Raw genomic sequence first — 19,903 nt, 5'->3', positions numbered from 1 at the left:
TGAGCTCTCAAACGACAACGGGGAAGTCACCATGAACGAACATATCAAATATCTGGCAAAACAGGCAGCGCTTGGCAAAATGCCCCGCCGTGAATTTCTTGGGAAGGCGTCCGCCTTGGGGCTGGCTGCTGCAACAGCCAATCTGGCGATGTCGTCAGCGGTCAAAGCCGCTGGTCCACAAAAAGGTGGCACCATTCGCGTTGGCATCCAGGGCGGCGGCACAACTGACAGCCTTGATCCTGCGACCGCCGCAAACTCAACCGCTAATATGGTCGCCCGCCTTTGGGGTGAGACGCTCTTGACGCTTGCACCTGATGGCGGCCTTGAGCCAAAGGTCGCAGAAAGCTTTGAGGCTTCTGCCGACGCAAAAACGTGGACGTTCAAGATACGAGACGGCATCACCTTCTCAAACGGTCAGCCCGTCACTGCCGAGGATGTTCTACAGACCATCGACCGACACTCGAACGAAGAGACCAAATCCGGGGCGTTGGGCTTGTTGCGCGGTATCGCAAATATGCGAACAGATGGCGACCTGTTCATTGTCGAGCTGGAAGCGCCCAATGCGGACCTTCCATATCTGCTTTCGGATTATCACCTCGTCATTCAGCCTGGCGGCGGTAAAGAGGACCCAGCTGCTGCAATTGGCACCGGTCCTTATGTTTTGAAAGCCGCCGATATGGGTGTGCGTTTCGTGGCTGAACACAACCCCAACCATTGGGATGACACGATTGGTCATGCCGGCACGATCGAAGTGATTGTCATCAACGACAACACCGCACGAGTCGCGGCGCTGCAATCTGGTCAGGTCGACATGATTGACCGTGTGCCGCCCCGTACTGCACGTCTTGTTGACCGCGCGCCCGGTATCACGGTGCGCTCTACGTCTGGCGCAGGTCATTACGTGTTTATCATGCACGTCAATACCGCGCCGTTCGACAACCATGATCTGCGTATGGCCTTGAAATACGCCATCAATCGTCAGGAAATGGTGGACAAGATCCTCTTCGGCTACGGCTCTGTGGGCAATGACACACCCATCAACAGCTCTTATCCCCTCGCAACTGGGTTCGAACAGCGCGAATACGACCCGGACAAGGCGGCGTTCCACTTCAAGAAATCGGGTCATAGCGGGCCGGTCACGCTTCGGTCGTCCGAGAACTCGTTCCCCGGCGCATTGGATGCGGCCGCGTTGTTCCAGCAGTCCGCAGCTGCCGCGGGCATAACGCTGGATGTGAAGCGCGAGCCCAATGACGGCTACTGGTCTGAAGTTTGGAACAAGCAACCTTTCTGCACCAGTTACTGGGGTGGCCGTCCGGTTCAGGACCAAATGCTGTCCACAGCATATTTGTCCACAGCGGATTGGAATGACACCCGGTTCTTCAACGAGCGTTTCGATCAAATCGTCATCGCAGCGCGCGCCGAACTCGATGATGCGAAGCGCAAGGAAATGTACGCAGAAGCCTCAGCGTTGATCCGTGATGATGGTGGTCTGATCTGTCCGATGTTCAACGACTTTGTCGGTGCGACTTCAGATCGGATCAGCGGTTGGGTTGACGATCACAAGGGCTTTGACCTGATGGATTTCCGCGCACCGTTGAAGATGTGGGTCGCCGCTTAAACGCGCGGTTTTCGAGTTTGACCATGAACAGGCGCAGTTCTTATCCCGAACTGCGCCTGTTCAATTGCGACTCGAACCAGCGTTTCAAAAGAAATGGCACGTGTCGGGCATTGATTGGCATCCCATGCCCTGGCGAGAGGAACTACGACTTGAATAGAGCCGCTGCGGGTCTGATCCGATCCGCGCTGGTAAGGAGGGCTCAAGGATCACTTACTGTGAGTGCCAACCCGCAGCGACTGAGCGCATGTAAGAGTTGCAAACTGACACAAAAGGGGGAAGAAAACGCCGTCTGACGTCACTTTTTGAGCGACTAGTCGAAAAATCAAATCGCTTCTTAAGTTTGCGTAAACTTCTTAATGGCCACAACAACTGAATCGACGTTGCGTCAATAAAACGATACGCGAAAAGCGCGAGAAGATACTCACCGCGACAACTGTTTATCACGAAGTCAGGCCAACTCCTGCTCGGTTGGTTTGGCACTGCTGCGCCGCTCATATTTCTCCACTGCCAACGGATGTCTTTGGCATCTTTCTCGCCGTGGCTCCGCTTGGCTCGGGGTTTCTGTCTCATCTCCACTCCTTGGTGGCAACGATGTGCCAGAAACCCTCTCTTATCAAAACGACCTAAATTGTCCCATTGGCGCTGACTTCAGACAATCGTGTTCGATATGCATTTCATCGCGCATCATTCGGCCCCGTGTATTTGATGGTGGACGCTGATGAACTCGTCGCGTTGGGGCGTAGTTCCCGGTACAAACGCTGAACAATGTGTTCTACAATCCGCGTCGAAAGCACTCAGCACTGAGCTGGAAAAGCCCGGTCGCCTTCGAACGGAAAGTGGCTTAAACGAGCACTTGGAGCGGCACGAAAACGTGACAGGTCCATCTCGGTGGTGGCCCTATGTTTTGCGCTTCACTAAAAAGCTTTGCTTTGAGTTTACAGTTAAGGGGCGGGAAGTGTGAATTCGCTGCGATCTCAACGAAGGTCCGGTTCGCTCTTTTCGACGGTATTTGGCAAGGTAAACGCGGAAAGAGTAGTCTCCTTTATGCCACTTCGAGGAACACTCTTCCCAAGGTGTCTTCCGAAACGGCTCCGGGCGCACCGATCGCGACCAGACGAGTTTCCGGCTTGCGCGTTCCCCACTTCTCGTCCCGGGCAATGTCGATACGCTTGCCGACGACTTGCACGACAATACGGTGCTCCGGGTCTTCCTCGCTATAGACAAACCCTTTCACCCGGTAGACCTCACCGGGCAGTCCCTTGATTGCGTCTCGCAGGCCGGAGAGATTAACGGGAAGATCCGAGCGTAGCATCGTGGTCGAGAACTTCGACGCGTGGTTATGGTGATGCTCATGTTCGGGGCAACCGCAGCCTGGGCCATGGGCGTGTTCTGACGGTTCCGCATCCAGTTGTTCGGCGGCAAAGCGTCCGACCGAGAGCAGGATATCGAGTGGCACCTCCGCGTTGACTGCTTCCACCAGCCTGTAGCGACGGAAGCGCGATCCCAGCCAGTCATGGACTTTCTGGACCGTCTCGCGCTCCACAAGGTCAACCTTGTTCAGGATCACCATGTCCGAGAATGCGAGGAGCATGCGGTCTTTGTGAACAAACCGGATTCCGAATTGCTGTGAACGGAATCGTCGTCTGGGAAATTGCAAGACCAGAGACACGAGGTGATCCCATCTTCAATGGAACAATAGACATGGATCGGGACATGTTGCGTGTGTGCCAAGAAAACTCACTGGAAACGCTTGGTGTTGAAATCCCGTTCGAACAAGATTTTTTCACTGCACACACACGCATTGTGGTCTGCCAAACCCAAAGCTACTGATCGCTGGCGGACTTCTTAGTTTCGACAGAAGACCAGCGGAACATCCGAAACCAGCCTTTCAACTGAAAACGGCCAATGGCAGCAAAGTCCGCAATCTGTGAGTTCGACGAGGCCCGGAGTTCGCGCTTGCGGCGAATGTCCGGAAAGCGGGCTGCAACCGCAGAATTCAGAACTAAGGTCGAACGGCAGGATTGGGCCGGTGCCGATGCCATTCTATTCGTGAGTGTGCGTTTTGTTGGGGTCATAAATAGGTTTGGACACAATTGCGGCGCTAGTGTTGAGACCATTTGCCGAGACGCTCAGCGTGGTCCCGATTGAAAGTCCGGGCTGAACATGGGCGACGGCAAGAGATTTGCCCATCCGGTGCGAATAGCAGGGGCTGTTGATGGTGCCGACGCGTCGACCGTCTAGCATCAGGGCTTCACCGCCTTCGACCATGTCCGGGTGGTCGATGTCGAGGCAAACGTTGTTGACCTTCTCAGCGCCTTTCGCCGCCATGACCGCCGATTTGCCGCGGAAATCACCCTTGGTGCTGCTCACCGTGAAGCCCAGACCAACCTCCCACGGGGTGTTGTCCTCGGTCATGTCGTAGCCGTAGAACAGCAGGCCCGCTTCGATGCGCACCTTGTCGAGCGCAGTGAAGGAACAGGGCATTACACCTGCCTCGACCAGTTTGTCCCAGATGTCGGTGATCACCGAGCCACCCGCGAAAATCTCGTAACCGCGTTCACCAGAGTATCCGGTGCGTGAGATGCGGCAAGAATGGCCGAAGAGCGTTGCTGGCGCGTGCTCGAAATAGGACAGAGTGCTCAGGTCGATATCCGTATGCGCGTTTAGAATATCCAGCGACGCAGGTCCCTGAACCGACAGATCATGCAGATCATCGGTGAACTGCACCTCAACATCGCGCCCTTCCGCCGAAGCCTGCAAGAGCGCCATCGTGTCGCCCGAACCATGCACGATCATCCATTCGTCGCCGCCGTTGTTTGACACGATCGCGTCGTCGGCGATCCCGCCCTGATCAGTCAGAACGCATAGATAGGCCGCCTTTCCCGGTTTGACCTTTGACAGATCGCGTGAAGTCAGGTGATCGAGTACCGCCTGAGCGTGAGGACCACGCACGAAGACCTTTTTCAAGGGTGACATATCAAACATGCCCGCGCGCTCGCGGACCGCATCGTGTTCGTCGCCCGGATCGGTGTTGTAGGTCCAGGCGGTGCCCATCCCATTCCAATCCTCCAGCCCCGAGCCGAGTGCCGTGTGGCGGGAAGCAAGGGCGGATGTGCGGCTGAGTTCTTCGGTCATGGGTGTTCCTTTCTAGTACCATTCGTCCGGCATCTGTGCCTTGCGCTCGGATACGAAGTCCTCAAGCGCGACTCGGATGTCGGGTTTCATTTCGGGTTGTTGATAGTCGTCCAACATCTTTTGCCATCGCGAGGTGGCGCGTTGATCAGCGGTCAGCGCGCCATTTTCAGACCAGGTCTCGAATGGGCCGGCGTCAGATATCTGTGGCTCAAAATTCGCCGTCGTGTAGTGGCGCAGGGTGTGACTGGTCGACAGAAAGTTCTCGCCCAGATCCGTCTCATAGTAGGCATCCCGGCCAAAGGCCTCGTTATCGGTATCGAAACCTTGCAAGAGCTTCAGCATCGCACCGCAATGATCGAGGTCCATGATGAATTTCTCATAAGACATCACAAGCCCGCCCTCGAGCCAGCCCGCTGCATGCCAGACCTGATGCGCACCAGAGAGCAGCGTGGACCACATCGCGCCGGTGCTGTCCTGCATCGCCTGCCCGTCGGGTGCGTTGGACGCGGTGATCTGCCCCCCGCCAGAGCGCACCGGCACGCCCAGCCTTCGACCCAGTTGCGAAAGCGCCATGGTGGTCATGTTCGCCTCGGGCGAGCCAAATGTCAGCGCGCCGGTGCGCAGATTCATTGTCGAGTGGAACGAACCGAAGACCACAGGACAACCGGGGCGCACAAGTTGCGCAAGAGCGATGCCAACCATGGCTTCGGCCAGCGTCTGTGCCGCCACCGCAGCCGGGGAAAGTGGCCCCATGGCACCGGCAAAAATCGCGGGCGACACACAAACGCATTGGCCGGCTTCTGCATAGATGCGCAGGGCCGAAGACATGGTGTCATCATAGATCAGCGGCGAGTTGGCGTTGATATTGGCCTGCATCACTGCGTGGTGTTCCATGGCGTCGCGGCCGAAGACGAGGCGGGCCATTTCGATACTGTCGCGCGCGCGCTCAGGTGCAGTGACAGAGCCCATGAAGGGCTTGGTCGACAGCGTCAGATGCGCCAGCATCATGTCCAGATGCCGCTTGTTCACCGGAACATCTGTCGGCTCGACAACCGTGCCCCCCGAATGGTGCATGGTGGGCGCAAGATAGGCCAGTTTCACGAAATTGCGGAAATCCTCCAGCGTCGCATAGCGCCGACCCTTTGCCAGGTCGCTGACAAACGGCGAGCCATATCCGGGCATCAGCACAACTTTGTCGCCGCCAAGTGTCACGGTCTTGGCCGGATCGCGGGCATGTAGCTGAAACTCAGCCGGAGCCGTGGCACACAGCGCGCGAACATGGCCCGGCTCAAACCTTACACGTTCAAATTCGACCCGCGCGCCCGCTTTTGCGAAGAGATCCAGCGCCGTTTGGTCCCCACGGAACTCGACACCGATCTTGTCCAATATCCAGTCGGCCTGATCTTCGATGCGGGCCAATGCCGTTTCATCTAGCAATTCGTATGCAGGTATCTTGCGGCCAGTGAACGGCGGGCTCTCGCATGGCGCGTTGTGACGGGACAGACGACCCCTGCGCGCGCTGCTGCGGCGACCCTGAGGTGCTGACATGCCTGATGTTGCGTTTAAAGGTTCCAACGCGATCTCTTCGCTTTGTAAGACTGATTGAAGTTTTTGGGTTTAAAAATATGTTTGAAAATCGAAATTTTCTGTCCGCTACGTACAAATAATTTATACTCATCTTTATGACTGCCCGCTTTCATCACCATGATCTGCTGAGGCTTTTTGCCGAGATCGCACGTCATTCCAGCTTTTCGATGGCGGCTGTGGCACTTAATATGACGAAAGGCGCGATCAGCTATCAGATCAAAACGCTTGAGGCCGATCTGGGGATGAGCCTGTTCCAGCGCACTCCGCGCGGCGTCACTCTGACCGGAGAAGGGTTGAAGCTATTGGCGATCTGCCAGAGCCGATACGAAGAGATCGAAACCGAAATTCAGGTCTTGAAGGGGGTCTCGACCCTCTCTCTGACAGTTGGTGTTTCGACCTATTTCGCGGCGCGCTGGCTGTCGCCACGTCTGATGACCTTCATGCAAAGCCACCCTGATGTGCAGCTTCGCATTCAGCCGATGATCGAATTCTCGGCACATGAATTGCAGGGAGTGGGTCTGACAATCCGATGGGGCAACGGGAACTGGAAAGACGGCATCGTGACACCGTTCATGTCCATGCCGCCCTTTCCAGTGGGCAATCGGGCCGTCGCAGACCTGGTCAACAGGCTGGGCATGCAAGCCGCGATACCGCATCTGACCCTGCTTAGAGATCGCGATGACAGCACCGCCTGGTCCGATTGGCTGAACGCCGCAGATCTGCCCACGCAATCACGGCGGGATGTGTTGATCGTGCCGGACCCGAATGTCCGAGTTCAGGCCGTCATCGACGGGCAAGGGATCGCTTTGATGGATGATCTGGTTCGGGATGACCTTAAGGCGGAACGGCTTTTTCGATTGTCCGAGATCGATTTGTCCGATTACGGATATTTTCTGGTTCAACCCCACAGCGCTGCTTCGAGTGAAGCAGTGAAGGCTTTCTCGAACTGGCTTCTCGGCGAAGCCTGAAAAGACCCTCTCTTGAGTATTCTACCAGAAATTATTATACGATGTATAAATACACTGCAGGAGACTCCGAATTTGCCCACAGGACATATCATGATGGCGATGAGCCTGGACGGCTTTGTCGCGCGGCCCGATCACCGGTTGGATTGGTTAGAAAAGCAACCGACCGAGGATGAAGATCACGGCTTTGTTGCCTTTCAGGACAGTGTCGATGTGATCGTAATGGGCTCGGGCTCTTATCGGACGGTGCGCGGTTTCGGAGCCTGGCCCTATGCCAAACCGGTTGTGGTTCTCAGTCGGACGATGAACGCCGACGACATCCCAGACGATCTGCGCGACAAAGTGGAGGTGTCAGACATGGCACCCGAAGACTTGATGGCAAGCTTTGAGGCACGAGGTTTCAACCGCGTCTATGTGGATGGCGGCGCGATCATTCGCTCGTTCCTGAAGGCCGGGCTGGTGGAAGACATGCGGATCACCCTTGTTCCCATCCTGATCGGTGAGGGCATCCGGATATTTGGCGAGACCAAGGGCGACGTCGATCTGGAACTGGTGTCGGTCAACAGCTTTCCCTCGGGTCTGGTGGACCTCGATTACAGGCTGAAAGCCGCGTGACAAAGGCGTCTTTACCCGGGCGGCCGCCGAAGGCCGCTCAGCGTCTTTCGAAACAACTGATCGTGAAGACTGCCTTGCCGATCGTCCAGGACAAGGGCGTTGACGCGCTGTCGTTTCGCATGCTTGCGGATCGCCTTGGGGTCACCCCGATGGCGGTGGCCTATCACGCCGGCAGCAAGAAACAGCTTCTGTCCGATCTGGTGGAATACGCATTCGCCGGCGTCCTGGATGGCGTGAAGGGGGGCACGCCGGTCGAGCGGGCCCGAAGCATCATGGCGACCTACTATGGGTATGCCTTGAAGAACGCCAACCTTTTGCGCGCGATCCTTGAGGATGTTAAGCTGATGAGCGCGGATTTGACAGACGTGGCGGCGGACCTGAAGGCCAGCACGGACCAGCTTGAATACAGCGATGGCGGCGATGTTCTTGTTCACTTGCTGATCGACTATGCGCACGGGTTTGTGCTCTCCGCATCCAGCGGAGCAAACAATCCCCTAACAATTGAAGACTATCTCCGCGGTATCGACTGGATTCTTAGTCGAGCGGCTGGAGGCCGTGAGACCATTAAATGAAAAGCACGCGCCTCAGAGGTGCGATCCACGGATATTATGTCGACGTGAACACCATATTGGGCTTTGTCTTCGTGTCTGTAGGTGGGATTGTCGGCTTAGGGGGCTGATCTAACCCAGCAGACGTTGACCTCGGAGCAACCTCATAATTTGCGCCCACAATTGATAGCAAACCTAAGGCTCGGAGCCTTCCCCAGGCAAAAATGGTGCGAGTTTCAGGGTTGGGTGTTCAGCCGCCCTTCGATAAACCATGCATGGTTCCACGATGTTAGTTTTCTTATGCCACGCGCCTCCTGAATAACGGGATGCCCTTGGATAAAGTTTCGTTCCTGCTAGGTCATGCCACCCTGCAGCAGACCCAGAAATATGCGAAGTATGCCAGGCGCCCCGCTGCCGATGAGGCTAGGGCGATGCTTAATCAAAACACGGCCTGAAAATATCGCTGGCCCCGGATTTGGCCTCCATATGGAGTTACTATACTTTAAGTGGAGGCCAGATGCCTTACAGGATGTTGTTTTTATTGACAAAAGTGGTGAGCCGTGCAGGATTCGAACCTGCGACCCACTGATTAAAAGTCAGTTGCTCTACCAACTGAGCTAACGGCCCACTCTTTTATTGGATCTTCTCGATCCGTGGCGCTCTTTACGGCAATTTCCCGGCCGGGTTCAAGCCCTTAATTTGCGCCTCGTTTCGCTGAAACAACCTGTGTTTCCGGCGACCCGATAGGCGGCCTACTTAGGCAGGTGGCGCAGGGGGGTCAACCCCTTTTTTCACGATTCTACGTGACAGGGTGGATTCATGTTCTGACCGACGTTATATCGCCGCCATGCAACAGAAACTCGATACCGGATTGCCCTTTGTTAAGATGCATGGGCTGGGAAATGACTTCGTCATCGTTGACGCGCGCATGCAGGATGTTTCGATTACCCCGGCACTGGCCCGAGGAATCGGGCATCGTCATTTTGGTGTGGGATTCGATCAGCTGGCCGTAATCGAAAACGGTAAGGCTGACGCGCATCTGGTGTTTTACAATTCAGATGGCTCAACATCGGCGGCTTGTGGCAATGCCACAAGGTGCATCGCGCGAATGTTGATGGATGAGACGGGCAAAACCCAACTGACGTTGACAACCGAACGTGGAACGCTTTTTGCGCAGGACGCAGGTGATGGGCTTACCTCGGTCAATATGGGTCTTCCTCAGTTGGAATGGCACGAAATTCCGCTGGCTGAAGAGATGGACACGCTGGAACTGCCCATCGAGGGAGCCCCGACAGCGACGGGTATGGGCAATCCGCACTGCACGTTCTTTGTTGAAAACGCCGAGGCGATACCGTTGGCCGAGTTCGGCGCGCGCTATGAACACCATCCTTTGTATCCCGAGCGCACCAATGTGCAGGTAGCTCAGGTTGTGGGTCCGGATCACATCCGCATGCGGGTTTGGGAACGGGGCGTGGGCATCACCCTGGCATCAGGGTCGTCATCCTGTGCAACTGCGGTGGCTGCGGCGCGGCGTGGGCTGACGGGGCGAAAGGTGCAGATTGATCTTGATGGGGGAACCCTGTGGGTTGACTGGCGCGAGGATGGTGTCTGGATGACCGGGTCAACCTGTCACGTCTTCTCGGGAACGCTGTCGCCCGAGTTCCTGAGGACGCTGGGATGAACCCGCCTAAATTCACCACATTGGGTTGCCGCCTGAACGCCTATGAAACCGAGGCGATGAAAGAGCTGTCGCAACAAGCCGGACTGACGGATGCCGTGGTGATAAACACCTGCGCCGTCACAGCTGAGGCTGTGCGCAAAGCGCGACAGGAGATCCGGAAACTTCGTCGTGAAAATCCGAACGCCCGGCTGATTGTCACCGGGTGCGCCGCTCAGACAGAACCCGACACCTTTGCGCAGATGGCCGAGGTCGATGCGGTGATCGGCAACACGGAAAAGATGCGGCCAGAAACCTGGAAAGGCATGGCCGCCGACTTTATCGGCGAGACCGAGACCGTTCAGGTCGATGACATCATGTCTGTCACCGAAACGGCCGGGCACCTGATCGACGGGTTCGGCACACGCTCACGCGCTTATGTGCAGGTCCAGAACGGGTGCGACCATCGCTGCACCTTCTGCATCATTCCCTACGGTCGGGGCAATTCGCGCAGCGTGCCTGCCGGTGTCGTGGTGGATCAGGTCAAGCGGCTGGTGGATCGGGGCTATCATGAGGTGGTGCTGACCGGCGTTGACCTAACCTCATGGGGGGCCGATCTGCCTGCGCAGCCCAAACTGGGCGATCTGGTGATGCGCATCCTGAAGCTAGTGCCGGATTTGGCTCGCCTGAGGATCAGTTCGATCGACTCGATCGAAGTGGACGAAAACCTGATGCAGGCCATCGCAACCGAACAACGCCTGATGCCGCATCTGCACCTGTCGCTTCAGCATGGCGACGATCTGATCCTGAAGCGCATGAAACGCCGCCACCTGCGCGACGATGCCATTCGATTTACCGAAGAGGCCCGGAAACTGCGCCCCGACATGACCTTTGGTGCCGACATCATCGCAGGTTTCCCGACCGAGACCGAAGCGCATTTCGAGAACTCGCTGAAATTGGTTACCGATTGCGATCTGACCTGGCTGCATGTTTTCCCATATTCGAAACGCGAAGGCACTCCAGCGGCTCGCATCCCGCAACAGGTGAACGGAAATGTAATCAAGGATCGCGCAGCCCGTCTGCGTGCGGCTGGGGACGTTCAGGTCAGGAAACACCTGTCAGAACAGATCGGCAAAACTCACCGGATCCTGATGGAGAACCCGCATATGGGGCGGACGGAACAATTCACCGAAGTTACGTTCAATGCACCTCAGCCCGAAGGGCAGATCGTAACCGCCCGAGCCATTGGGGCGAATGATCACAGTTTGGTTGTCTGAAGTTCCTCAGCCTCACCTTCTGCGGCAAGCAATTCTTCCATGAATACGCTTATCAGCTGCGCACGCCCGTCAACCGCGGCTTTGGCATAGATCGAGGCGGTCTGTGCGCGCACGGTCCCAACGGCCCGCCCCCGGATACGCGCGATACTCTCGTTATCCAGCCCCTTCAGAACCAAGAGCCCCACGTCACGCTCGGCAGCGGTAAGCCCCCAACGGTCAAAGAACGTGTTGATGACCACGCTCATTTCACCCTGCGCGGCCTGTAGGCCAAGCTTGGTCTGTTCCACCCTTGCCAGCAGGCGTCGAAGTTCAATCATGAAAAAAACAACTCCGGCAAGCAGAACAAATGCGACAAAAGCCTCAAGACTTACATGAGAAGGCCCCTCGCCTTCCTTCAAATCCAGAGCGACGTCGCCAAGGTAAAACACTACGCAAAGTACCTGAACAACGATCATTATCGACATAAGTACAGCCCGGTGAGCGTCTGCATCGCCGGGCCGCCAATGGCTGCTGATCCATTTGATCATTTGGTTGACCAGTCCTCAGGTATATTCTTCCGCCCTGTTATCATAGCTTTTGCCAAAGCGACACCTGTTCGCCTCTGATCAATGACAACCCCGGCAACATGCAGCAGAACAGACAGCATCAGCCAGTTGAAGGCCAGTTCGTGCAGATCTTCGACCCATTCGATGCCAAAGAACCGAACCGTCCCCATCATGAACCCTGTCACACACAAAGCCAGCAGTGTCGCCCAGAGGTTATAGACCATAAGGGCTCCCAGAGGGTTGTGTGAAAGGTGCACGCTTTGGTCACCCCGCCCCATGTCGCGCAGGTGGTTGAGTGCCGAACGGGGGCTGAAAGGGAAGGCTGCAAACCTGGCAAAAGCCGGACCCGTTAACCCCCAAAGCAACCGCAACAAGACCAAAGCCAGCACGACATAGCCCACATATTCGTGGAACGCGCCCTCGGGATTGGATATCGCCGCATTGATCAGAACGCACAAGGCTACGACCCAGTGAACCAGCCGGACCAAAGGATCCCAGACCTGAACTTCGTGGGCGCCTGTGCGCCCACGATGCATCAATTCTGTTTCGGACATTCTGGTTACTGATCCTCAATCTTGACGACTTTGCCGCTTGCGGGGTCGACGTAAACCTCGGCCAGTTGACCATCCTTGACGACATAGGCTTCGATCTTGCCGTCTTCCGTCTCGATTTTGCGGACATCGAATCCCATGCCTGTCAGCGTTTGCCGAATTTCGGCTTCGGATTTTCCAAGATCGGCATCGGGTGCGAGATCCAGTGCCAATACCGGCGTTGCAAATAGAATTGAGGCAAAAAGAATAGGAAGTTTCATTGTCGTGACTCCGTGTTTCAGACAAACGGCAGTTGATCAGCCGTTGTGGCTGATGTGCGCCTGTGAAGCTGTCCAATCCATTGACCCGGCGCTTATTTCGGTCAAATAAGCGCGCGCTGATGGAGGCTTGGAAAAAGAAAACCCCCGCAACCTGACGGCGCGGGGGCTGAATTAGTAAAATCCGGTAGGACGGATCGGATCAATCTTCCTTGCGGAGTTTGCCCTTGTGCGGTGCCCAGAGGCGCTTGTTGACCAGGTACAGCAGCACCGACAGAACGGTCAGGAAGATGACACCGACAAAGCCTGCGTTCTTGCGGTCTGTCAGCTTTGGCTCGGCCGCCCACATCAGGAATGCGGCAACGTCCTCGGCCATATGCTCAACCGTGTTCGAGTGCCCGTCCGCGAACTCGACCTGCTCGTCAGCCAGCGGAGGCGCCATCGAAATCCAGCCGCCGGGGAAGGCGGTGTTTTCGTAGAGCACTGCACCCGCTTCTTCTTTTTCGTGGCCAGTGTAGCCGTGTAGCAGCGAGGCGATGTATTCCGGGCCACCCATGCCTTTGACCAGCTGGTTGATGCCCAGACCATAAGGCCCGTGGAAGCCAGCACGTGCCTTTGCCATCAAGCTAAGGTCCGGAGCGCCGACGCCGGTATTGGCCGGGAAGTGATCGGTGGGAATCGCCGGGCGGAAATCGTCCAGCTCGGGGTCGAAGACTTCGAAGTTGCCAGCAGCGTATGCGATGACTTCTTCTTCCGAGTAACCCAGCGCTTCCAGATCGCGCAGCGGCACATATTGCAGACCGTGGCAAGCCGCGCAGACCTCGGTATAGATCTGCAGGCCGCGTTGCAGCTGATGCTGATCCCAGGTGCCGAACGGGCCTTCGAACGAGAAGGCGAAATCTTCGATATGCTGCTCACCACCACCTGCTGCAATGGAAGCAGCAGGGGTCAGGGCCAGAGCAAACGCGGCGCCGATTGCAAGTTTCTTGAACATGTTTCCGGTCCCTCTTCTTACTCGGCCGGCGTGGCGTCGGCGTCAGCCTTGCCATAATGCGCGTTGAAGTCTTCTTCGATGGTCTCGGGCTGGGCCAGAGGTTTCTCGATCACACCAAGGATCGGCAGGATCACGAAGAAATAGGCGAACCAGTAGGCCGATGCGATCAGCGAGAAGGTCGCATAGGGTTCTTCCGCAGGCATCGCACCCAGCCACATCAGGGCGAAGAAGTCGATGATCAGCAGGTAGAACCACCATTTCAACATCGGACGGTACTTGCCCGAACGCACGCTCGACGTGTCCAGCCAGGGCGCCAGCGCCATGGCCAGGATCGCACCAAACATCGCCAGAACACCGAAGAACTTGGCGTCAACGATACCACCGGTGATGAAGCTGGCGAACTGAACAACCCAGACTTCACCGGTAAAGGCACGCAGGATCGCGTAGAACGGCAGGAAGTACCATTCAGGCACGATATGTGCGGGTGTCGCCAGCGGGTTGGCTTCGATATAGTTGTCCGGGTGGCCCAGATAGTTCGGCATGAAACCGACAACGGCCCAGAACACGACCAGGATCACGGCCAGCGCGAACAGGTCCTTGATCACGAAATACGGCCAGAACGGCAGCGTGTCTTTCTTCGCCTCGTCCTTCGAGCCGCGACGCACTTCAACACCTGTGGGGTTGTTGTTGCCCGTGGTGTGGAAGGCCCAGATGTGTACCACGACCAAAGCCGCGATGATGAACGGCAGCAGGTAATGCAGCGAGAAGAAGCGGTTCAGCGTGGCGTTATCCACCGCGGGTCCGCCCAGCAGCCAGGTCTGGATCGCGTCACCCACAAACGGAATGGCACCAAACAGACCGGTGATCACAGTCGCACCCCAGAAGGACATCTGACCCCATGGCAGAACATAGCCCATGAAGGCCGTGCCCATCATCATCAGGTAGATCAGCATGCCGACGATCCACGTGATCTCGCGCGGGGCTTTGTATGAGCCATAGAACAAGCCGCGGAAGATGTGGATGTAGACCGCAACAAAGAACAGCGATGCGCCATTCATGTGCAGGTAGCGGATGAAGTAACCGCCATTTACGTTGCGCATGATGTGTTCGATGCTGGCAAATGCCATGTCGACATGCGGCGTATAGTGCATCACCAGAATGATACCGGTGACAATTTGCAGCGCCAGGCAGAACGCCAGAACGATGCCCCAGATCCACCACCAGTTCAGGTTCTTGGGGGTCGGGATCATGAGGGTGTCATACAGCAGGCCAACAATCGGCAGGCGGCTGTTCAGCCATTTCTCGCCGTTTGTCTTCGGCTCGTAATGATCGTGGGGAATTCCGGACATAAGTTTGGGTCTCCCTTAGCCGAGTTTGATTGTGCCGTTGTCCACCCACTCTGCGGGCGGAATGGGCAGGTTCTCAGGCGCGGGGCCTTTGCGGATACGACCGGCAAGGTCGTAGTGTGAACCGTGGCAAGGGCAGAACCAGCCACCGAAGTCGCCTGCATCACCCAGAGGCACACAGCCGAGGTGGGTGCAAACACCCATCTGGACGACCCATGCACCCGGCGCTTCGCCTTCCGGCGACGGCATCACACGGTTTGCGTCGGTCGCAGGGGCATCGGCGCTCAGGTTAAAGTTGCGGGCCAGCGGATCGGGCAGCGCATCAACACCTTCGGCGTCCTGTTTCTGAGCTTCCTGAATCTCGGCACCGGTGCGGTGACGGACAAAGACGGGTTTTCCCAACCATTTGACGGTCAGCTGCGTACCCGGCTCAACACCGCTCACATCCACACGGATCGAGGACAGCGCCTGAACGTCTGCCGATGGGTTCATTTGGTTGATCAGGGGCCATACGGCTGCACCCGTTGCAACGACACCTGCGCCGCCAGCGACGTAGTACAGGAAATCTCTGCGGGTGCCTTCGTGGTCTTCTGCGTGGGACACGAGGTTATCTCCGATTGTCTGGCGCCCGCGGACGGGCAAATAGCTCGCGCACCGCACGAATGCGGTGTCTTAACCGCGCTTACTATCGGGGAGAATAGTGTTCGTCCAGCGTTCATAAACGCGCAATACGCCGCATGTGTCGTTTCCAGCAGCTGCGGAGAGTGTTTTTTGGTGAATCTCGCGTGCGACTTTGTCGGCAACTTCGATTCATGCGTCATTGATTCGCTTTCGCACCCCGCCTTCCGCCACCCGGGTTGGGTATTTGAAGCCTGTCCTGGGTGCCGCTGATTTGCGCCCAAAAGGTCCATAATCAAGACTTCGAAACGGAGATTGTTTTCAGCAAAAACATACTCGCTAAATAGATGATTTAAATTACAAATTGCACGCGCCTCACCTGTTGCACTTTCCGCGCGAATAAAGGACAGCGCAAAAGGCGTGCGAACTCCTGCAAGGAGACCCCAATGTCAAAGATCATTCTGGCCGCTGCCTTGTGCACAATGGCCCTGCCCTCTCAGACCCTTGCCGCGGGCGACCCCGCGAAAGGTGAGGCGATATATAACCGTTGTTCTTCGTGTCATGCGATCATCAAGGATGGTGAAGTTCTGGTCAAAGGTGGAATCACCGGCCCGAATCTGTATGGCGTCGTCGGTCGCGTGGCCGGGTCCGAAAACGATTATCGCTATGGCAGCGAGCGCCTGCCGATCGGCATGTTCACGGATGACATGATCCGTGCCGGCGAAGCGGGTCTGGTCTGGACCGAGGAAAACATCGTTGCTTATGCGCAGGATCCGATCGGCTTCATCAAGGAATTTCTGGATGACGAAACTGCCCGTCCGAACATGAGCGTCAAACTCAAGACCGGTGCAGACGATATTGCCGCTTATCTGGCTACCTTCAGCCCCCAGTAAACCCGGCGCCTGATGCTGGTTAAGCCTTGTGCATCAAGGCGGCCAGCCGGGCGATTTCACTGCCAAAGCCAGAGGACACCTGATCAGCGGCAGCATTTCGCGCACCTTCGGGTTTGTTCTGACCAAGCTTCCACGTGCCCTGAATATCTTCAACCTGCATGCGGCACGGAACGATCATGCGCATCATCTTGTTCAGCGCGTCCGAGGACATTTTTCCCGTGACCCATGGGGCCTTGGGCAGCAGCCGCTTTTCGTAGAATGCAGATTGGCGGTCAAGTACGTCACGCAACTCGTCCTGCGGGCGTAGCTCAAGCTTTCCGATCAGGTGTACGGCGACATAATTCCATGTCGGAACCTGATCTTCGACCCCGTACCAATCGGGCGAAATATATGCATCCGGCCCCTGCACCGCGATCTTTGCGCGCTGCGGTTCGTGCAGCGCACGCACGATAGGGTTCGAGCGCACAAGATGCAGGTCAGCCATTGATCCGTCTTCGGACAACAAAAACGGGACATGACTTAATAACGGGCCCTCTTCCGCAGAGAGTGCCAGAACGCCAAACGCCCGGTCGCGGGCGAATTCAACATGACGCGCACGATCCTCGGCGCGAAAAACGGGGTTAGGGTGCATGAGTGTCCTCCTGTCAAATCTCTTGCAGCGTCGGACAGTTCTTGGCAAGGTCCGCCTCGTTCTCAGGGCGGGGTGGAATTCCCCACCGGCGGTATGCGGGCCACGACCCGTAAGCCCGCGAGCGGCCCCGGTTTTCGGGGTGTCAGCAGATCTGGTGAGACGCCAGAGCCGACGGTCAAAGTCCGGATGAAAGAGAACGTGCAAGCCGCGCCGGTGAACCGGCGCTCCTGCTCGTGATCGCCTTGGGTGACGTGTCATGCCGGGCTGGCAGCTAAAAGTGGGAACCGGTTCTCGCGACTGCCAGCAGGCCACCAAACTGAAAGGAGATCATGATGACACACACCCGCTATGCTTTTGTAAAAGCCAACTGGCATTCCGATATTGTTGACCGCGCGCTCGACGGCTTCCTCGAACTCGTCCCCTCGGAACAAGTCGATGTCTACGACGTTCCCGGCGCGTTCGAGATGCCCCTGCTGGCCCGTGATCTGGCCCGGACCGGGCGCTATGCCGCCGTCGCCTGCGCTGCCTTTGTCGTTGATGGCGGCATCTACAGGCACGATTTCGTTGCGCAGGCCGTGGTCGATGGCCTGATGCGCGCCGGGCTTGATACAGGGGTTCCTGTCCTTTCGGTCTCGCTGACCCCGCACCAATATCAGGAAACCAATCATCACAATGCGATCTACCGCGACCATTTCGTACAAAAAGGGCGCGAAGCGGCTCAGGCCGCGCTGATGATCTCGGAAACCCGTGCGAAAGTCGCGCAGGCCGCCTGATCTTCATCTTTTCGAAAATACTCAAAATCGCCGCCCGACGGGCGGCGCTCAAACCGTCAACGGCCAAATCCGCTTGAGGCCGGGGGCCTTGCCCGCTAATCACGATCCGCAAAGGAGCACGCCCCATGTCGATGAACAGCTTTGGCCATCTTTTCCGCGTCACCACCTGGGGTGAAAGCCATGGGCCCGCCTTGGGCGCCACTGTCGACGGTTGCCCGCCGGGCGTTGCGATTGACGAGGCGATGATCCAGCACTGGCTGGACAAGCGCAAACCGGGGCAAAACAAGTTCACAACGCAGCGGCGCGAACCGGATCAGGTCAAGATCCTTTCTGGCGTGTTCGAAGGCCAAACTACAGGCACGCCCGTGCAACTGATGATCGAAAACACCGATCAGCGCTCGAAAGACTACGGCGACATCATGGACAAGTTCCGTCCGGGCCATGCCGATATCACCTACTGGCAGAAATACGGCATCCGCGATTATCGCGGGGGTGGGCGCAGTTCAGCCCGGGAAACCGCGTCGCGCGTGGCCGCGGGTGGCCTGGCGCGCGAGGCCATCCGGCAGATTGCGCCGAATGTGCAGATCACCGGCTACATGACCCAGATCGGTCCGCACAAGATCGACCGCGCCAAATTCGACTGGGCGCAGATTGAACAGAACCCGTTCTGGGCGCCTGATGAACAGGCGGCCGGGGATTGGGCGACCTATCTGGATGACCTGCGCAAATCCGGCAACTCGGTCGGTGCCGTGGTCGAGGTTGTGGCACGCGGTGTCCCGGCAGGGCTTGGGGCACCGATTTACGCCAAGTTAGACACTGATCTTGCGGCCGCGATGATGTCGATCAACGCCGTCAAGGGAGTCGAGATCGGCGAAGGCATGGCTGCCGCCGAACTGACTGGCGAAGGCAATGCCGACGAAATCTTCATGGGTCAGGATGGCCCGCAATACAGTTCAAACCACGCAGGCGGGATTCTGGGCGGCATCTCGACCGGACAGGACATTGTAGTGCGCTTTGCGGTCAAGCCAACCTCTTCGATCCTGACCACCCGCAAAACCATTACAAAATCCGGTGAAGAGACCGAGATCATCACAAAAGGCCGTCATGACCCCTGTGTTGGCATCCGCGCTGTCCCTGTCGGTGAGGCGATGATGGCCTGTGTCATCCTGGACCACCTACTGCTGCACCGTGGTCAGATCGGAGAAAACCGTGGACGGATCGGCTGATCTGCGCGCGCGTTTGCGTGCCGTTGTCGCGCAACGTATGGAAACTGATCCGGCCCATGACCTGGCCCATCTGGATCGTGTTTGGACCAATGCTCAGGCCATTGCAGACGCTCAGGCGGACATCCCCGTCCTGTTGGCAGCCTGTTATCTTCATGATCTGGTCAACCTACCCAAGAATGACCCGAACCGACTGTTTGCCTCACGCCAGTCAGCGGCTGAATCAGGGCCTATTCTGGCAAAATTGGGCTTTTCCGGCGATCAGGTTCAGGCCGCGCAACATGCGATAGCGGCCCATAGCTTCTCGGCCAACATCCCACCCGAAACGCTCGAGGCCCGGATCCTACGGGATGCGGATCGCCTTGACGCCTTGGGGGCCATCGGGATTGCGCGCACATTTTCTGTATCGGGTGCTTTGGGTCGTGTCCTTTATGATCCGGCTGACCCATTCGCAGAGGCGCGCCCGCTGGACGATCTGCGGTATTCGATTGATCACTGGAAGGTCAAACTGCTGACCCTGCCGAACGATATGCTGACGGATGCCGGCAAACAGATTGCGCAGGCGAGGGTGGGCCGAATGTTTCAGTTCCTTGAGGATTTTGCAGCGGAAATCGGCGCATCGATCCCGAACTCGTGGACCATTACCTGATCCACCCCGTTGATCTTTTTT

At 57.1% G+C, this 19,903-nt stretch carries 20 protein-coding genes, 1 tRNA gene, 1 pseudogene and 1 riboswitch; of the genes and pseudogenes, 11 read left to right on the top strand and 11 right to left on the bottom strand.

The genetic code is table 11. From position 1 onward, the window contains the following. The first annotated feature begins 31 nt into the window (after positions 1 to 31). A complete protein-coding gene (locus ACR0D9_RS09235) occupies positions 32 to 1,618 on the top strand; it encodes an ABC transporter substrate-binding protein (RefSeq protein WP_480487811.1) in 1,587 nt (528 codons plus the stop codon). 1,042 nt (positions 1,619 to 2,660) lie between these two features. On the opposite strand, the gene ACR0D9_RS09230 is transcribed toward ACR0D9_RS09235, so the two are convergent. The 3 genes from ACR0D9_RS09230 to ACR0D9_RS09220 all read right to left on the bottom strand — a co-directional run bounded on the left by ACR0D9_RS09230 (position 2,661) and on the right by ACR0D9_RS09220 (position 6,301). After that, the gene (locus tag ACR0D9_RS09230; protein WP_480482793.1) at positions 2,661 to 3,209 is read right to left on the bottom strand and encodes a GTP-binding protein; all 549 of its coding nucleotides are present in this window, start codon (positions 3,207 to 3,209) and stop codon (positions 2,661 to 2,663) included. Positions 3,210 to 3,661: 452 nt separating this feature from the next. Then, positions 3,662 to 4,753, bottom strand: coding sequence for an aminomethyl transferase family protein (locus ACR0D9_RS09225; RefSeq protein ID WP_480487815.1), 1,092 nt, complete (start codon positions 4,751 to 4,753; stop codon positions 3,662 to 3,664). Between the two features lie 12 nt (positions 4,754 to 4,765). Next, on the bottom strand, positions 4,766 to 6,301 hold the full coding sequence (locus ACR0D9_RS09220) for a trimethylamine methyltransferase family protein (RefSeq protein WP_480482789.1): 1,536 nt from the start codon (positions 6,299 to 6,301) through the stop codon (positions 4,766 to 4,768). Between the two features lie 134 nt (positions 6,302 to 6,435). Here ACR0D9_RS09220 and ACR0D9_RS09215 point away from each other — a divergent pair, with 134 nt between their 5' ends. The 4 genes and pseudogenes from ACR0D9_RS09215 to ACR0D9_RS09200 form a co-directional block, all read left to right on the top strand. Further along, complete coding sequence (locus ACR0D9_RS09215) at positions 6,436 to 7,308, top strand: LysR substrate-binding domain-containing protein (protein WP_480487819.1); 873 nt, start codon at positions 6,436 to 6,438, stop codon at positions 7,306 to 7,308. 90 nt (positions 7,309 to 7,398) lie between these two features. Beyond that, complete coding sequence (locus ACR0D9_RS09210) at positions 7,399 to 7,920, top strand: dihydrofolate reductase family protein (RefSeq protein WP_480482785.1); 522 nt, start codon at positions 7,399 to 7,401, stop codon at positions 7,918 to 7,920. Further along, a complete protein-coding gene (locus ACR0D9_RS09205) occupies positions 7,917 to 8,492 on the top strand; it encodes a TetR/AcrR family transcriptional regulator (protein ID WP_480482783.1) in 576 nt (191 codons plus the stop codon). The genes ACR0D9_RS09210 and ACR0D9_RS09205 overlap by 4 nt, the downstream gene beginning before the upstream one ends. A 284-nt stretch (positions 8,493 to 8,776) precedes the next feature. Continuing rightward, positions 8,777 to 8,923: pseudogene (locus tag ACR0D9_RS09200) on the top strand (hypothetical protein); the annotation flags it as partial. A gap of 96 nt (positions 8,924 to 9,019) precedes the next feature. On the opposite strand, the gene ACR0D9_RS09195 reads toward ACR0D9_RS09200, so the two are convergent. Beyond that, positions 9,020 to 9,095 (bottom strand) — tRNA-Lys (locus ACR0D9_RS09195). A gap of 220 nt (positions 9,096 to 9,315) precedes the next feature. On the opposite strand from ACR0D9_RS09195, the gene dapF reads away from it, so the two are divergent. Together dapF and mtaB are read left to right on the top strand one after the other, a co-directional pair. Next, the gene (dapF, locus tag ACR0D9_RS09190; protein WP_480538502.1) at positions 9,316 to 10,149 is read left to right on the top strand and encodes a diaminopimelate epimerase; all 834 of its coding nucleotides are present in this window, start codon (positions 9,316 to 9,318) and stop codon (positions 10,147 to 10,149) included. Continuing rightward, a complete protein-coding gene (gene mtaB / locus ACR0D9_RS09185) occupies positions 10,146 to 11,402 on the top strand; it encodes a tRNA (N(6)-L-threonylcarbamoyladenosine(37)-C(2))-methylthiotransferase MtaB (protein ID WP_480538500.1) in 1,257 nt (418 codons plus the stop codon). Before dapF ends, mtaB begins: the two co-directional genes overlap by 4 nt. Here the strand turns inward: mtaB and ACR0D9_RS09180 are convergent. From ACR0D9_RS09180 to petA, 6 genes are all read right to left on the bottom strand, one after another. Then, the gene (locus tag ACR0D9_RS09180; RefSeq protein WP_480538498.1) at positions 11,384 to 11,929 is read right to left on the bottom strand and encodes a helix-turn-helix transcriptional regulator; all 546 of its coding nucleotides are present in this window, start codon (positions 11,927 to 11,929) and stop codon (positions 11,384 to 11,386) included. The two genes, mtaB and ACR0D9_RS09180, sit on opposite strands and share 19 nt — an antisense overlap. After that, a complete protein-coding gene (locus tag ACR0D9_RS09175) occupies positions 11,926 to 12,501 on the bottom strand; it encodes a cytochrome b/b6 domain-containing protein (RefSeq protein WP_480474557.1) in 576 nt (191 codons plus the stop codon). Before ACR0D9_RS09175 ends, ACR0D9_RS09180 begins: the two co-directional genes overlap by 4 nt. 5 nt (positions 12,502 to 12,506) lie before the next feature. Further along, positions 12,507 to 12,758: a PepSY domain-containing protein gene (locus tag ACR0D9_RS09170; protein WP_480487824.1), complete on the bottom strand. Its 252-nt coding sequence runs from the start codon at positions 12,756 to 12,758 to the stop codon at positions 12,507 to 12,509. Positions 12,759 to 12,957: 199 nt separating this feature from the next. After that, positions 12,958 to 13,749, bottom strand: a complete 792-nt coding sequence (locus ACR0D9_RS09165) for a cytochrome c1 (protein ID WP_480482771.1) — start codon at positions 13,747 to 13,749, stop codon at positions 12,958 to 12,960. 17 nt (positions 13,750 to 13,766) lie between these two features. Next, positions 13,767 to 15,098, bottom strand: coding sequence for a cytochrome b (gene petB, locus ACR0D9_RS09160; RefSeq protein ID WP_267363184.1), 1,332 nt, complete (start codon positions 15,096 to 15,098; stop codon positions 13,767 to 13,769). 15 nt (positions 15,099 to 15,113) lie between these two features. Continuing rightward, positions 15,114 to 15,698: a ubiquinol-cytochrome c reductase iron-sulfur subunit gene (petA, locus tag ACR0D9_RS09155; protein WP_267363183.1), complete on the bottom strand. Its 585-nt coding sequence runs from the start codon at positions 15,696 to 15,698 to the stop codon at positions 15,114 to 15,116. Positions 15,699 to 16,159: 461 nt separating this feature from the next. Here petA and ACR0D9_RS09150 point away from each other — a divergent pair, with 461 nt between their 5' ends. Next, positions 16,160 to 16,606: a c-type cytochrome gene (locus ACR0D9_RS09150; RefSeq protein ID WP_480482769.1), complete on the top strand. Its 447-nt coding sequence runs from the start codon at positions 16,160 to 16,162 to the stop codon at positions 16,604 to 16,606. A gap of 19 nt (positions 16,607 to 16,625) precedes the next feature. Here the strand turns inward: ACR0D9_RS09150 and ACR0D9_RS09145 are convergent, their stop codons facing one another. Continuing rightward, entirely contained in the window at positions 16,626 to 17,237 is a 612-nt protein-coding gene (locus ACR0D9_RS09145) for an FMN-binding negative transcriptional regulator (RefSeq protein WP_480487825.1), read from the bottom strand. Between the two features lie 54 nt (positions 17,238 to 17,291). Next, a riboswitch (FMN riboswitch) is annotated at positions 17,292 to 17,439 on the top strand. A gap of 130 nt (positions 17,440 to 17,569) precedes the next feature. Here ACR0D9_RS09145 and ACR0D9_RS09140 point away from each other — a divergent pair. From ACR0D9_RS09140 to ACR0D9_RS09130, 3 genes are all read left to right on the top strand, one after another. Then, complete coding sequence (locus ACR0D9_RS09140) at positions 17,570 to 18,010, top strand: 6,7-dimethyl-8-ribityllumazine synthase (RefSeq protein WP_480487827.1); 441 nt, start codon at positions 17,570 to 17,572, stop codon at positions 18,008 to 18,010. A 125-nt stretch (positions 18,011 to 18,135) separates the two neighbouring features. Continuing rightward, on the top strand, positions 18,136 to 19,236 hold the full coding sequence (aroC, locus tag ACR0D9_RS09135) for a chorismate synthase (protein WP_480538496.1): 1,101 nt from the start codon (positions 18,136 to 18,138) through the stop codon (positions 19,234 to 19,236). After that, positions 19,220 to 19,882, top strand: a complete 663-nt coding sequence (locus tag ACR0D9_RS09130; RefSeq protein WP_480538495.1) for an HD domain-containing protein — start codon at positions 19,220 to 19,222, stop codon at positions 19,880 to 19,882. The genes aroC and ACR0D9_RS09130 overlap by 17 nt, the downstream gene beginning before the upstream one ends. Positions 19,883 to 19,903 lie beyond the last annotated feature (21 nt).

The organism is Ruegeria sp. AK11, from assembly GCF_056541095.1.
The sequence above is the reverse complement of the archived record's forward strand: the minus strand, read 5'-3'. Positions and strand labels throughout refer to the sequence as shown.